We start from the raw sequence: 14553 nt of genomic DNA, 5'->3' as shown, positions 1-14553 counted from the left end.
TAGCACCACGCATGGGCGCGTACGACCGCATCCTCGTCCCGACTGACGGGTCCGAGGGCGTCGATCGAGCCATCCGCCACGCCATCGACCTGGCGCAAACCCACGGCGCGGAGGTTCACGGTCTCTACGTCCTCAGCACGGACACCTACGCCGGCCTTGCGATGGAGTCGTCCTGGGAGAGCGTCGACCAGTTGCTCCGGGAAGATGCGGAGGCGGCCGTCCACCGGATTCGGGAACTCGCGGACGACGAGGACGCCGACATCCCCATCGAGACGGCCATCGCCGAGGGGAAGCCGAGTCGGGAAATCGTCCGCTACGCCGAGGACCAGGACTGTGATCTGGTGGTGATGGGAACGCACGGGCGAGGCGGCATCGACCGCCTCTTACTCGGGAGTGTCGCCGAATCCGTCATCCGCGCGTCCTCGATTCCGGTGACGGCCGTCCCCGTCGAACGCGAGGACTAGGCCGGTCGGAGGTGTTCGCAGTCGCCCGCGTGGACGACCCGCTCTCCCCCGTCCGTACGGATAACGAGCGCGCCCGGGAACCGCACGTCGACGGCCGTTCCTTCGACGGCGCCGCCGGGCGTCTCGACGCGGACGCGGCGCCCGAGCGTCACCGCGTGGTCGCGCCACGCCGGCAGCACCGACGCCGGCTCCGTTCGGTACTCGTGAAACGTCTCGATGACGCGCTGGCAGAACCGGCGACGGTCGTCGTCTCCGCCCGCCGCCCGGACACTCGTCGCCGTCTCCGGAAGGTCGGTGGCAGCGATGTCGACGTTCGCCCCTACGCCGGCGACCAGCCACGAGACGCGGTCGGCCTCGCCTTCCATCTCGGTGAGTACGCCCGCGAGTTTCCGCTCCGACCCCGCCAGCAACACGTCGTTGGGCCACTTTATCACCGCGTCGACGCCCGCCTCCCGACAGGCGCGGGTGACCGCCACCGCCGCAACGAGCGTGAACAGCGGCGCGTGTGCGGGCGGCCGATCGGGCCGGACGAGGAGGCTCGCCCAGACGCCGCCGGACGGCGAGACCCAGGGGCGATCCAGCCGTCCCCGCCCACCGGTCTGTTCGTCCGCGACGACGACCACGTCGCTCTCGCCCGCCGCCGCCAGTTCCCGCGCGCGGTCGTTCGTGCTCGGGAGTCGCTCGTGATACTCGATGGTGTAGGGGGCATCGAGACCGAACTCGATGGCCGCGGCGCCGTAGTCGGGGACTGCCCGGACGACGTAGCCGTCGGCGCCGCTCTCGATGTCGAACCCGGCGTCGCGGAGCGCCTCGATGTGCTTCCAGACGGCCGCGCGGGAGACGTCGAGGGCGTCCGCGAGCGCCGGCCCGGCGACGGGGTCGTCCGCATCCGCGAGCGTTCGGAGCAGTCGCCGTCGCGTGCCAGTCATTCGATGACGACCAGGGGGTCGCCCATGTCGACGCTCTCGCCCTCGTCGACGAGCACCTCCGCGACGGTGCCGCCGGAGTCGGCGACCACGTCGTTTTCCATCTTCATGGCTTCGAGGACGAGGACGACATCACCGGCGGACACCTCGTCGCCGGGAGCGACCTCGACCGACAGGATCGTTCCCTGCATCTCGGCGCTGATTCGCTCGCCCTCTGCGGTGCTGACGGCGCTTCCCTCGTCGTCCGCGGTGGCGACGTCGGGGCGGTCCATCCCGCCACCGTCGGCGCTGCCGCCGGTCGGGATGGCGGGCGCGCCCCGTTCCTCCAAGTTCACCTCGAAGCGCTTGCCGTTGACCTCGACGGTGAACTCGCGTTCGGCGACATCGGCCGCGTCGTCCGCGGCCGCGGACTCCGTCGGCCCCCAGCGCTCGACGGCGCGGTCGATGCGCTCGGGGTCGAGTTCCTCGTCCAGATAGTTCGTGGTGTGGGTGCCCGACGTGAATCGCTCGTCGGTCACCATCAGGCGGTGGAAGGGAATGACGGTGTGAAAGCCCTCGATGTCGAACTCGCGGAGGGCGCGCTCCGCCCGGGCGAGACACTCCTGGCGGTCGCCCGCGTGGACGATGAGTTTCGCGATCATGGAGTCGTAGTCGCCACCGATGTCGTCGCCCTGGCGCACCGCGTCGTCGACGCGGACGCCGATACCGCCGGCAGGGTCGTACGTCGCGAGCGTCCCCGTCGCGGGGGCGAAGTCGTTGGCGGCGTTCTCGGCGTTGATACGGAACTCCATCGCGTGGCCGTCGATTGCGATCTCGGACTGGTCGAAGCCGATCTCCTTGCCGGCGGCGACCCGGAGCTGTTCTTTCACGATGTCGATGCCCGTGATCTCCTCGGTGACCGGGTGTTCGACCTGGATCCGCGTGTTGACCTCGAGGAAGTAGAACTCGTCGTCGACGGCTTCGCCGTCTGCCCGCGGGCTCTCCGAGCTCGCGCTGCCCTCCACGAGGAATTCGACGGTACCAGCGTTGGTGTAGTCGGTGTCGGCGATCCCTTTACGGGCGGCCGCGCCGATGCGCTCGCGGAGGTCGTCGCTCAGCGCGGGGCTCGGTCCCTCTTCGATCACCTTCTGGTGGCGGCGCTGGAGCGAGCAGTCCCGTTCGCCGAGATGGCGGACGTTGCCGTGGTGGTCGGCGATGATCTGCACCTCGACGTGGCGCGGCGCCTCGAGGAACCGTTCGAGATACACCGAATCGTTGTCGAAGTAGGCCTCGCCCTCCCGTTTCGCCGCGGCCAACTGGTCCTCGATCTCGTCCTCGCTCTCGACGATCTTCATCCCTCGACCGCCACCGCCGCCTTCGGCCTTGATCGCGATGGGATAGCCGTGTTCCTCGGCAAACGCCTCGACGTCCGCGGGACCCTCGATGGGTTCGGACGTCCCGGGGACGACCGGTACGTCCGCGGCCGACATCACGCGCCGAGCTTTCGTCTTCTCGCCCAAGCGCTCCATGGCCGTCGCGGGCGGGCCAATCCAGGTGACTTCGCTCTCCTCGACCCGTTCGGCGAACGACGCGTTCTCGGCGAGAAAGCCGTAGCCGGGGTGGATGGCGTCGGCGTCGGCCTTGCGAGCGGCCTCGAGGATCGCCGCTTGGTCGAGATACGAGTCCGCCGCCCGCGCCGGCCCGACGTTGTACGCCTCGTCGGCGTAGCGAACGTGACCCGCGTGCTTGTCGGCCTCGCTGTAGACGGCGACGGTTCGGACCCCCAACTCTTCGCAGGCGCGCATGACGCGCACCGCGATCTCGCCCCGGTTGGCGACGAGAACCTTGCGGAACATACACAGCCATACGGCCAATCCCCCTGTTAGTGTGTCGGTGGATGACCGGCTCAGAATCCAAACGGCCTTATGCGAGTGACCCACACGGCTACGTAATGTCAGTACGAGTCGGCATCCTCGGTGCGACCGGTGCGGTGGGACAGCGATTTATCCAGCTACTCGATGGGCACCCGACCTTCGAACTCGCGGCGCTCACGGCGAGCGACGAGAGCGCGGGCAAGCCCTATCGCGAGGCGGCGAAGTGGCGGGTCGACACGCCGATTCCGGTCGACGTCGCCGAGATGACCGTCCGCCGGACCCATCCCGACGCGGTGCCGAACGACGTGGATCTGCTGTTCTCGTCGCTGCCGTCGAGCGTCGCGGTCGACGTCGAGGAGTCCTTCGCTCGCGACGGCTACGTCATCTCTTCGAACTCCTCGAACGACCGCCTCGCCGAGGATGTCCCGCTGACGATCCCGGAGGTCAACCCCGGACATCTCGACCTGATCGAGGTCCAGCGAGACGAGCGCGGCTGGGACGGCGCGCTCGTGAAGAACCCGAACTGTTCGACCATCACGATGATCCCGCCGCTCGCGGCGCTCGATCAGTTCGGTCTCGAACGGATCGATGTCTCGACGCTGCAGGCCGTCTCCGGCGGCGGCTACTCCGGCGTCACCTCCATGGAGATCATCGACAACGTCCTGCCACACATCGGCGGCGAGGAGGACAAGATGGAGACCGAATCCCGCAAACTGCTCGGCGACTTCGACGGCGCCGAACTCACGTGGCACGATGTCGACATCGCGGCGTCGTGTAACCGCGTGCCGACGCTCGACGGCCACCTGGAGAACGCGTTCGTCGACCTCGCGGACGATCCCGAACCGGGCGAAGTGGCCGACGCCATGCGGGAGTTCCCCGGTGTCGACCTGCCGAGCGCGCCCAACCAGCTCATCCACGTCTTCGATGATCCCGAACGACCCCAGCCCCGCATGGACCGCATGCGCGGCCAGGGGATGCAGATCTGTGTCGGCGGCGTCCAGGCCACGACCCACGGTGTCAAGTTCAACTGTCTCGCTCACAACACCATCCGCGGCGCCGCGGGGGCGAGCCTCCTCAACGGCGAACTGCTGGTCGAGAACGGCTACCTCTAACGCCTCGCCTCACTCCAGCAGCCGTGCCTCGGTGAACCGCAGATACGCGAAAAACGAGAGCGCCAGCAGCAGCGTCCCCGCTGGCAAGAACGCGCCCTCGTAGACGAATTTGAGAGTGGCGAGGACGGCGGCGACGATGATCGTCCGAAAGAGGAGGACGCTCAGGAAGACGGTCGTCGATCCGGACACGTTCGGATCTGTTGGACACGCGCGGTCAAAAGCCCGCCGCCAATCCGCCGGGAAACCAACGCTCATTACGCTGCCCGTTCGTGTGCGATGTATGAGCACGGACGACAGGTCGGACGTCGAGGCGAACGCGGGGAGCGGAACCGGCGCAGATGGCGATACGGCGGACCTTCCGCCCGCCGAAGTCGGCGTCGGTGACGGGCGCGAGAAGCACGTTCTCGTGCGGACGGCGGACGGGTCGGTGTTCGAACACGGCGATGTCTATCTCCGCTACTCGGAGACGGAGTTTCTGGTCTCGGCGGATCCCGAATTCCTGGCGGCCGAAACGAAGCGCTACCGGAAGGAGAACCTCTCCCGGGTAGAGATCACCCAACACCACTCGATGTGTTTCATCACCACCGCCACGGCCGGCTCGGGGCGGACCCTCGACTCGCTTCGAGGATTCCGGGCCGACGTGATGCGGCCGACCCGAACCGGGCGGGCGTTGCTCCGTGTTTACGAGCGGGTCAGTCCGCCGATCGCAGCGACGGTCGACCGGAATCCGGACGCGGCGCCGACGCGTCTCGTCCGCTGGCTGGTCGAACGGTGTGGGACCCTCGCCGACGACCGCCGGGAGGCGACGACGGCCACCGGTCGCGCGTCGCGGTCGGTCGCGCTGGTCGTACTCTACGTGGTCGGCGTCTGTCTCGCCGCGCTCGCACACGGATGGCTGCGACTTCTGGAGTAACTCCCGGTCCCGAGGTCACCGGAAGAATCGCCGCACGTTCTCGCGCGGCCGGAACCGAGCGCCGGATTCGACGCGCACCTCGAAGGATCGATCCGCGGCGATGTCGTGGAGCGACGAGGCGAGCGCGTCGGCGTCATCGAGCTCGTGGAGGCGATACGCGTGCGAGACGGCCGACTCGGCGGCCGGATAGACCGTCAGTTTGGGCCGACTGAACGAGCCACCCCGTGAGAGCACCACTCGATCGATCGCGTCGTAGTTGTACCAGTAGACACTGTCTCCCTGCAGCAACACTTCGTCGAGACCGTGCACGTCGTACACCGACTGCATGGCCTTGGCCTCACGACGGTGTTTTTTCGCGCCGAGGCCGAACATCGGCGTGATGTAGCTGTACTCGACGATGTGGAGGCCGTCGTTCGCGAAAAACAGGTCGGCGAGTCGGAGCGGGAACGAGCCAGCCATCCCGAAATGAATGCACAGTTCGGTCTCGATGTCGGTCGAGGGGAGATCGTCGAACTCCGACGGGTCGACCGGCTCCGCCTCCGCCTCCGGGTTAGACGCCATCGTGGTCACTCTCCTCGGTTCGGTAACCCATGTACCCGAACAGACACGCCCCGAGTATAAATAGGAACCCGGAGAAGACGTTGACTTCCATCGCGACGTAGATGCCGATGGCGAGACCGACGATCGCGGTCGCGACGGAGACCCGCAGTCGCAGGGAGTACGACTCCGTCGATTCGCCGGTTCGCTCGTCGACGTGATCGCTCCCGACCCGCCGTTCCCCGATGTACGTCACGATCATGACGAGGAGGCTCACGACGACGATGGCGGTTCGCGTCCCCGGCGACAGCTCCGTCCCGTAGGCTCGCTGTAAGATGATCGGAATGCCGATCACGACCAGTCCACCCAGATAGACGAACAGGCGATGGGAGACTAGATACCGCAACAGGACCCCGAACCGGGGGTCCGAAGACTGGGCTTTGGATGCCATAGGCTCACTTGGTGATGCCAATAAATAAAAACGGTTGGTCGGTTGCCGATGCGCTACGGGAGGAAGCCCTTGGCGGCGTCCGCCCCCTCAACCGTCCCGGAGGCGTTGACTTTCGCCGTTGCCGAGCGGTACATCGTGTAGATCTGCACGACGAGCGCGAAGACCCACAGCGCGTAGCCTCCCGGTCCGCTGCCGACGACGCCGATCGTCGTGCTGAAGGCATCGAGACCGAGTCGGGTGACGAACGTGTTCCCGATGAGGAGAACGCTGAAGTACCCGAAGAAGCCCGTTGCCCACCACATCGCAGCGATGCGGCCCCAGCCGGGCTGGGTGTGTTCGGGCATCCGCGTCGTGTTCAGGATGACGGTCAGGGCGTTGTACGGCCACATCATCACACCGGCGATGGCGGCACCGATGACCAGCAGGATCCACGGCTGCTGGAACTGACCGGCGATGATGATGATACCCCAGAGCGTGAAGCCAGTGAGGAGCCCGAGGAACGTCTGCGGAAGACTCCACCCGGCCGCGCGGCCGTACCCTTCATAGAGGATGTCCACGCTGTTGCGGACGAACACCTCGACCTGGGCGTACTGCGTGCTGAACAGGGCGACGAAGATCACCAGGTACAGCAGCTGTTGCTGGATGACGCCGAGTTCCGGAATGATGACGTTGAGCCACATGTTGATGGCCCCCTGGTCGGTCCCGGACGCGTACTCGGCGGAGATGGTCATGGCGATGGTCGCCACGACGAGCAGGCCGATAACGAACGTCAGGAAGTGCTCCTGCTGGGTGACCTTCCACCACTGTTTCCAGCGCTTCAGGTTTTTCTCGGTCGGCTTGAACGTGAAGCCGCCGTGGACCTCTTCGGGTTCAGCGCCACGGAGCGGGTTCTTCACGCGACCCTGGTAGGATCCCATGCCGTACCCCTTCTCACGGGCCCAGACACCCTGGGCGAGGTTGGTGTATCCACCGGCGCCCGCGTACGCGAGGCCGCCGAGGAAGGTCGCGATGTTCATGTCCGGCGGCAGCGCGCCGAAGTTGACGGCGCCCGCGGGCACGTTCGAGAGCTGGCCGATGGAGCCAGCGATGAACATCAGCACGATGGCGCCGAAGATGGCGACGAACATCAACACGAGCTGGGCCTTCTCGATCGCGTTGTAGACGATCGGTCCGGCCTGATAACTGAGCCAGATGACGATCATCGACACGACGCCGATGATCCACCATTCGCTGCGCGGGACGATGCCGGTCCACGCTGCGAACACTTCCGAGGAGCCAGCCACCCAGCCGGGCCACCCGATGTGGAAGAACCCGGCGATCAGGAAGAACCACGGCCAGATGCCATGGAGGCGGTCGTAGCCACGGAAGATACTCTCACCGGTGGCGATCGTCCAGCGCTGGAGTTCCGTGTTGATGAAGAACTGGGTGATCACGCCGACCCAGAAGGCCCAGTACAGGCCCCACCCGTTCTGAGCGATGAGCGTCGGCCAGAACATCGTCTCGCCGCTCCCGAGCGACGCACCGAGCATGATGGCGCTCGGCCCGACGATGTGGGACACCTTCGGGACTTTCGGCATTTCGTACTCCCGGAAGCCCCATTTGCCGTCCGTCTCGGGATAGTCGCTCGTCTCCGGGGCGACTTCCAGCGAGTCGTAATCAACGTCGCGATACACCGATGCACGATACTGTTCACCGACTTCGGCGGTTGCGAATATGTCGTCGTCCGTCAACCCGCCGTCGGTTTCTACTGTTGGTTCGTCGTGGTCGTCTGTCATAGTCTCCCCTGGTTCTGTGGGATCATACTTCGTGGGTCATGCTACCATCGTCTGTGCGATCCATGTTATCCAGGTTTGTCATATCATAAATAATCATCGATGCATGACATTGGGGTTATCTTTTCATAGCGACACTTCGATATGAGGAACTAAACCGTCGAGAGAGGCGTTTTACGCCGGCAGAGGGAGAAGACAGCGACGTGTCAGTCGTTCGCGATGCGAACCGATGCGGCCGCGCCATCGGCGAGGCGTGACAACGGTAATATATCGTCGATGCGCGCGACGACGTTCACCGGCGACGCCGCGCGGGGTTCCGATCCCGTACTCGCCGGTGTCGGTCCCCAGAACAGACACAGCGCCGACCCCTGCGGCCAGTAGGCGATCGTTCCCGGTTCGACCTCGGCCCGTGGATCCTCTGCGGGGACATCGACGGGGGTGCGAAAGTAGAGTTCGTCGCCCCAGCGCGTGCCCGTCCCCTGGAGCGGCAGCGCCTCGGCGATCGCGCGACGCGTCTCCGGACTCTCCTCGACCCACGTGGCGTCCATGTCCGTGCCGTCGACGGTGACGACGATATCGGGTTCCGACATCGGACGGAGATCAGCGCGAGCGCAGAAATAGTTGCGGGAAAAATCGGCGCGCCGGCGCGCCTCATGGATTCGTCGGAAGTCATCCGAGATTCTCGCCGGGGCGGTCCGTCGAAAACTGCTGGACTCGATCAGTCCAGCGCGTCCGCGAGCTTCTCGACCGGGTGCGGCGGGTGATCGCCGTACTCGTCACCGAGCTGCGACCGGCAGGAGGCGCCGGGCGCGGTCACCACATCGCCCGGGCTCTCGTCGACTTCCTCGAACAGGAGACTGCCGATGGCCTGGGAGATGTCGTAATGCTCCTCGTGGTAGCCGAAGGAGCCGGCCATCCCACAGCAGGTCGTGTTGAGCGGGTCGACGTCGTAGCCCGCGCCCTGCAGGACGCCGACGGCGTGGTGGTCCTTGTTGGTCGCCTTCTGGTTGCAGTGCCCGTGGTAGGACAGGGTCTGCTGTGGCGGGCCGAAGTCCGTCGCTTCGGTCAGGCCAGTCACGTCTGCGTACTCCATGATGCCGTAGGCGGCGTCCGAGACGGCCTCCACGGCATCTCCCGAGAGCAGATCACGGTACTCGTCCTGGAACATGACGGCGTCGGAGGGTTCGATGAACACGACCGACCAGCCGTCCTCGACGTCCGACTCGAGCGCGGAGACGTTCGTCTCGGCGCGCTCACGGCTCAGGTCGAGCATACCCGACGAGAAGGCCGCCCGCCCCGAGGGCGCCACGTCGTCCGGGATGCGGACGTAGACGTCCGCAGCCTCGAGGACGCGGATCGCCGCCTTCCCCGCGTCGGGGTAGATGTAGTTGGTGTAGGTGTCGGGGAACAGCAACACCTGATCGTTGGCCTCGCTGGGGGCGACCTGACACCGACCGCGACGCTCGAACCACGCTTCGAGGCTCTCGCTCGCGAAGGTGGGGAGTTCGCGCTCGCTCGAGATGCCGATGGCCTCTTCCATCACCTTACGCGCGCCCGGAATCTTGGGCGCGATGTTGGAGACGGGCGCGAGCATCGAGCCGATCTTCGACAGCGTGTCGATGTTGGCGAAGACGCGTTCGCGGAGGCTGATTCCCTCTTCCTGGTGGTACTGGTGTTTGACCTCCGTCTTGAGTTTCGCCATGTCGACGCCGGTCGGGCAGTCGCTCTTACAGCCCTTACAGCCGACACAGAGGTCCATCACTTCCTCCTGGAAGCGGTCGGAGTAGATTTCGTCCTCGTCGAGTTCGCCGCTGATGGCCGCCCGGAGCATGTTCGCGCGGCCACGCGTGGTCTGAATCTCCTCCTCGGAGGCGCGGTAGGTCGGACACATGACCTCCGAGTCGGTCTGTCGACAGGTTCCACAGCCGTTACACAGTTCGACGAGATGCGAGAAGCCGCCCTCGTCGTCGAAATCGAGCGTGGTCTGGGGTTCGACCGACTGGTAGTCCGCGCCGTAGCGGAGGTTCTCCCGCATGTCGGCGCCGACGCCGCGCTCGGAGTCCGGACCGATGTCCTCGGGCCCGTCGCGGTAGACGACGTTGCCCGGGTTCATCTGCCACTCGGGGTCGAACGCCGTCTTCAGTTCCTTGAACGCCTGCCAGAGTTCGTCCCCGTACATCTTGGGGTTGAACTCCGTGCGCGCCATCCCGTCGCCGTGTTCGCCCGAGAACGACCCGTAATGGTCGAGCACCAGATCGGTGACGTCCTCGGTGATGGAGTGCATCTTCTGGATGCCCTCGTTCTCCTTGAGGTTGAGGATGGGCCGGATGTGGAGCGTCCCGCTTCCGGCGTGGGCGAAGTAGGCCGCGGACGTGCCGTGGTCCTCCAGAACCTCTTCAAATTCGAAGACGTACTCGGAGAGCTCCTCCGGCGGCACCGTCGCGTCCTCGATGAACGGGTACGGCTTGGGGTCGCCTTTCATCCCCATGAGCAGGGGAATCGCCGCCTTTCGGAGCTTCCAGATGTCCGCCTGGTCCTCCTCAGTGTAGGCCTCGATGGCGTGGAAGGCGTCGCCGTTCTCGACGAAGTACTCGTTCGTCTCGGCGATGGCCTCCTCGAAGTCGTCGACGAGTTCGGAGTCGAACTCCAGCATCAGGGCCGCCTTCGTCCCTTCCGGGATCATCTCGACGTACTGGGCGTACTCCGTCGAGTCGGCGGCCAGGTCGAACACTTCGTCGTCCATCAACTCCACCGCGCCCACGTCGAACTGGAGCGCCTCGGGCACCGCCTCCATCGTTTCGACCAGATCGTCGAAACAGTAGAGCACGAGCGCCGTCTCCTCGGGCAGCGTGACGAGGGAGACTTCGGCCTCGACGATGACGCCGAGCGTCCCCTCCGCGCCGACGAAGAGCTTGGAGAGGTTGATGACCTCGTCGCCGTCCTCGTTCTCGTAGATGACCTTCTGCAGGTTGTAGCCCGAAACGGAGCGTTTGAGGTCGGGGAACTTGTCCTCGATTTCCTCCTCGTGGTCCTCGACGAGACGGCGGACCGTCTCGTAGATCCGGGCCTCCAGGTCGTCGTCCTCGACTTTCTCCTCCCACGCACTGCTGTCGAGGACGATCTCCTCGGTGTGGATCAGCGACCCGTCCGCGAGGACGACATCGAGTTCCTCGGTGTAGGCGTCGGTGATGCCGTAGCGCACGGAGTGTGCGCCGGTGGAGTTGTTGCCGATACCGCCGACGATGGTCGACCGGTTCGACGACGCCGGGTCCGGCGCGAACTTCAGCCCGTACTGTTCGAGGTGGTTGTCGAGGTGGTCCTGCACGACGCCGGGCTGGACGACCGCTCGCTGGGCGTCCGTATCGACGTCGACGATGTCGTCCATATACCGGGTGAAGTCGATGACGACACAGCCCGGTCCGACGGTCTGTCCGCCGAGCGAGGATCCCGTCCCGCGCGGCAGGATCGGCACGCCGTGTTCGGCGGCCATCTCGACCGTGTGTTTCACGTCACTGATGTTCCGCGGCAGCACTACCCCGGCGGGTTTCGCCTGATAGATGCTCCCGTCCGTCGCGTACAGTACCTGCGCGTACTCGTCGAAGGAAACGTCCCCTTGCACACCCTCACGGAGGTCCTCGGCGAGCGCCTCGTACTCATCCGCGTCCGGATGCTCATGGCCCAAGGCGTCGGCCGAGGTCTCTAGTTCCGTTGATCGTTCATCAATGGCCATGTACGTCCCACTGGCCCCACCTAATTTAAGTCCTGCGCTAGCCGGTCACACCCAACTCGTCGCCGTCAGGCTATTGTACACGAAAGATGCACCGGTATTATTGCCGGGAGCGATAGAAATCGACCCATATATTCACGTAATGTTGCCGGAATCGACACACGGCGAGCGGGTTGAAATGAACGGCGAATGAGTCCGGAAAAAATGGTATTCGTGACTACAGGTACGACTTGTCGATGCCGGCGCCGATAGTGTAGTTCGGGTCGACCATGTTGCCCAGTCGAACGTGTCCGACCTGCGTCAGAAGCATATACGCCTCCATCTGGTCGAAGCCGTAGTCGTCGGCAAGCCAGTTCACGAGGTCCGTGTACGCCGCGCGCGCGGCGTCCTCCATGGGACGGACGCTACCGATGCTCATGATGAAGTCGTCGGACTCCAGGCGCGGCCATTCGAGTTCCCAGTCTTTGATCAGGTCGACGGTAATCGTGGTGTTGGTGGGGTGCTCGATGGCGACACCACAGAGTTCGCCGTCGCCCTGTGCGGCGTGACAGTCGCCGAGGTAGACGTACCCGCCCTCGACTTCGACGGGCAGATAGATCGTGTTGCCGGGGCGCACGTCCGGCAAGTCCATGTTCCCGCCGTGTTTGAATGGCGTCAGTGCGTTCACCGAGTCGATTTTCGGCGACGTGCTGATGGTGCCGATGAAGGGCTCGTAGGGGATGGTGATATCGTCGTTCCAGACCGTCCCTTCCGTCGTGACTTCGAGTTTCTTGACGATTTCCGGAAGCGGGTCGTGGAGCATCGCCGTCCGGTCCGTGGCCGACAGACCGCCGAAGTTGGGCACCGTACAGGTCGTCCCTCGGGGCTGAGATCCACGCGGTTCGATCTCCTCGATGGTGATCGCCAGCGCGTCGCCCTCCTCGGCGCCCTCCACGTAGATCGGACCGTTCTGGGGGTTGAGATAGTCGCCCAGCACCTCGCTGGGCAAGTCGTCCTCCGTCTCGATGGCGCCCTCGAAGGCGTCCTCCGTCTCGACTTCCACGGTGTCACCCGGTTCGATCTCCAGTACCGGATCGAAATACGGGCCGACCGTGTAGTGGTAGCCGTCCTGTTTCGCTTCTGTTAATTGGTGTGTCGTCATGTCGATCGGTACTGAGTGGATTGGCGGTCTAATTAAAAGTGTCGTCGTGGACAATCAGGCACCGAAACCAGCTATTAGAACGTATTGTCCAGTTATGAGGCGATTTTCCAGCGTGCTCATCTTCTAAATTCGCCGGTGGGCCGATTTGTACGTATCACCGGAGGGAAACCATAATGAATGATCAATCTTTCCTTCGAGGTAAGTAGAATTATTAATCCTTTTATTTCGGATTATCGTGGAACTGGCGGGCGCTATCTCGGAGATAGCTCCTCGAACTGTCGGTGTATCCTGAGAAATATATATATACTATGAATGTACCACGAATGGTAGGTGCAGTATGACAGAAGCCAACGACCCCAAAAAGTCAGAGAATAGAAACAATACGTCGAGGTCGACTCGGCGACGGTTCCTTCAGGCGTCGGGTGCGGCGGGTGCAGTCGCTCTTACCGCCGGTTGTTCGGGCATCACCGGCGGCGGCGGTTCGGACACGCTCAAGATGGGCGTCCTCGAGGACCAGTCGGGCAATTTCGCGCTCACGGGCATCCAGAAGTACCACGCACAGAAACTGGCCGTCGAGGAGATCAACGAGGAGGGTGGGATCAACGGGCAGGAGATCGAGATGATCGCCCCCGACCCCCAGTCGGACAACCAGCGCTACCAGGAACTCGCACGCCGGCTCATCAGTCGGGACAACGTCGACGTTCTCTTCGGAGGGTTCGCCAGCAGTTCCCGAGAGGCCATCCGCCCCATCGTCGACGAGAACCAGCAACTGTACTTCTACACCAACCAGTACGAAGGTGGCGTCGCCGACACGTACACCTGGTGTACGGGCGCCGTCCCCGAACAGCAAATTTCGACGACACTGGAGTTCCTGACCAACGAGTTCGGGAACGATATCTACACCATCGCGGCTGACTACAACTTCGGACAGATTACGGCCGCCTGGTACCGAAAAATCGCCAACGAAATCGGCGCGAACGTCATGAACGAGGAGTTCATCCCCCTCAATGTCTCCCAGTTCGGGTCGACCATCAACCGGATTCAGGACGCCGACCCGGACCTCCTCGTGACGCTTCTGGTCGGTTCGAACCACGCGTCCTTCTACAACCAGAAGAACGCCGCCGGCCTGGACGTCCCCATGTCGACGACAGTCAACATGGCGCAAGGCTACGAACACAAGCGGTTCGACCCGCCTGCGCTTGCGGACATGTACGTCGGCGTCAACTACATGCAGGAGATTCCGACCGAGCGAAACCGGAACTTCGTCGACCGGTTCTACGACCGCTGGCCAGACGCCGACTACGTCGGTCAGATGGCGCAGAACTCCTACTTCACGACGTACCTCTACAAGAAGGCCGTCGAGAAGGCGGGCACCACGAATCAGGACGAAGTCCAGAAAGTGCTCGACGAGGAGCCGATGACGGTCGAAGCACCGGAGGGAACGGTGACCACCGACCCCAAGACCCACCACGTCACCCACCAGATTCGACTGGCCCGCGCCGACGAGAACCACGAAATTAGCTTCCAGAACCAGCAGGCCGTCGAACCGTACTGGCTCCGCCAAGAGCCGTACCCCGGCGTTGACCTGACCGAGGTCATCGGAACGAGCGAGCAGGAGCCAACCAAGCAGTTCACGCCGCAGGGAGTCTAACCTCAC

Annotated in this window: 13 protein-coding genes; 4 read left to right on the top strand and 9 right to left on the bottom strand. The window is 64.3% G+C overall.

Annotation, left to right across the window (positions count from 1 at the left end; all coding sequences use genetic code 11):
- Nucleotides 1–11 precede the first annotated feature (11 nt).
- Nucleotides 12–464 carry a universal stress protein gene (locus MXB53_RS08590; protein WP_248896964.1) on the top strand — a complete coding sequence of 151 codons (453 nt, stop codon included), beginning with the start codon at nucleotides 12–14 and terminating at the stop codon, nucleotides 462–464.
- Here MXB53_RS08590 and MXB53_RS08585 read toward each other — a convergent pair.
- Complete coding sequence (locus MXB53_RS08585; protein WP_248896963.1) at nucleotides 461–1393, bottom strand: biotin--[acetyl-CoA-carboxylase] ligase; 933 nt, start codon at nucleotides 1391–1393, stop codon at nucleotides 461–463. The two genes, MXB53_RS08590 and MXB53_RS08585, sit on opposite strands and share 4 nt — an antisense overlap.
- On the bottom strand, nucleotides 1390–3225 hold the full coding sequence (locus MXB53_RS08580; RefSeq protein ID WP_248896962.1) for an acetyl-CoA carboxylase biotin carboxylase subunit: 1836 nt from the start codon (nucleotides 3223–3225) through the stop codon (nucleotides 1390–1392). Before MXB53_RS08580 ends, MXB53_RS08585 begins: the two co-directional genes overlap by 4 nt.
- 95 nt (nucleotides 3226–3320) lie before the next feature.
- Here MXB53_RS08580 and asd point away from each other — a divergent pair, with 95 nt between their 5' ends.
- Nucleotides 3321–4355 carry an aspartate-semialdehyde dehydrogenase gene (asd, locus tag MXB53_RS08575; protein WP_248896961.1) on the top strand — a complete coding sequence of 345 codons (1035 nt, stop codon included), beginning with the start codon at nucleotides 3321–3323 and terminating at the stop codon, nucleotides 4353–4355.
- A 9-nt stretch (nucleotides 4356–4364) separates the two neighbouring features.
- Here the strand turns inward: asd and MXB53_RS08570 are convergent, their stop codons facing one another.
- Nucleotides 4365–4544, bottom strand: coding sequence for a hypothetical protein (locus MXB53_RS08570; RefSeq protein WP_248896960.1), 180 nt, complete (start codon nucleotides 4542–4544; stop codon nucleotides 4365–4367).
- A 91-nt stretch (nucleotides 4545–4635) separates the two neighbouring features.
- On the opposite strand from MXB53_RS08570, the gene MXB53_RS08565 reads away from it, so the two are divergent.
- Nucleotides 4636–5268, top strand: coding sequence for a CFI-box-CTERM domain-containing protein (locus MXB53_RS08565; RefSeq protein WP_248896959.1), 633 nt, complete (start codon nucleotides 4636–4638; stop codon nucleotides 5266–5268).
- 15 nt (nucleotides 5269–5283) lie between these two features.
- Here MXB53_RS08565 and MXB53_RS08560 read toward each other — a convergent pair whose 3' ends face one another.
- The 6 genes from MXB53_RS08560 to MXB53_RS08535 all read right to left on the bottom strand — a co-directional run bounded on the left by MXB53_RS08560 (nucleotide 5284) and on the right by MXB53_RS08535 (nucleotide 12896).
- On the bottom strand, nucleotides 5284–5829 hold the full coding sequence (locus tag MXB53_RS08560) for a hypothetical protein (protein ID WP_248896958.1): 546 nt from the start codon (nucleotides 5827–5829) through the stop codon (nucleotides 5284–5286).
- Nucleotides 5819–6256, bottom strand: coding sequence for a hypothetical protein (locus MXB53_RS08555; protein ID WP_248896957.1), 438 nt, complete (start codon nucleotides 6254–6256; stop codon nucleotides 5819–5821). The genes MXB53_RS08560 and MXB53_RS08555 overlap by 11 nt, the downstream gene beginning before the upstream one ends.
- Nucleotides 6257–6309: 53 nt before the next feature.
- The gene (locus MXB53_RS08550) at nucleotides 6310–8031 is read right to left on the bottom strand and encodes an Nramp family divalent metal transporter (protein ID WP_248896956.1); all 1722 of its coding nucleotides are present in this window, start codon (nucleotides 8029–8031) and stop codon (nucleotides 6310–6312) included.
- A gap of 203 nt (nucleotides 8032–8234) precedes the next feature.
- Nucleotides 8235–8618, bottom strand: coding sequence for a cyclophilin-like fold protein (locus tag MXB53_RS08545; RefSeq protein WP_248896955.1), 384 nt, complete (start codon nucleotides 8616–8618; stop codon nucleotides 8235–8237).
- Between the two features lie 128 nt (nucleotides 8619–8746).
- Nucleotides 8747–11758 carry an FAD-binding and (Fe-S)-binding domain-containing protein gene (locus MXB53_RS08540; protein ID WP_248896954.1) on the bottom strand — a complete coding sequence of 1004 codons (3012 nt, stop codon included), beginning with the start codon at nucleotides 11756–11758 and terminating at the stop codon, nucleotides 8747–8749.
- A gap of 214 nt (nucleotides 11759–11972) precedes the next feature.
- Complete coding sequence (locus MXB53_RS08535) at nucleotides 11973–12896, bottom strand: acetamidase/formamidase family protein (RefSeq protein WP_248896953.1); 924 nt, start codon at nucleotides 12894–12896, stop codon at nucleotides 11973–11975.
- A 337-nt stretch (nucleotides 12897–13233) separates the two neighbouring features.
- Between MXB53_RS08535 and MXB53_RS08530 the strand changes: the two genes are divergently transcribed.
- Nucleotides 13234–14547 (top strand): urea ABC transporter substrate-binding protein, encoded by a 1314-nt coding sequence (locus MXB53_RS08530; protein ID WP_425601198.1) that lies wholly within the window; start codon nucleotides 13234–13236, stop codon nucleotides 14545–14547.
- Nucleotides 14548–14553: the final 6 nt, after the last annotated feature.

Source organism: Haloplanus sp. XH21 (genome assembly GCF_023276355.1).
GTDB classification, from domain to species: Archaea; Halobacteriota; Halobacteria; order Halobacteriales; family Haloferacaceae; genus Haloplanus; species Haloplanus halobius.
Note: the sequence above shows the minus strand (reverse complement) of the source record. Positions and strands in the feature narration are given on the sequence as shown.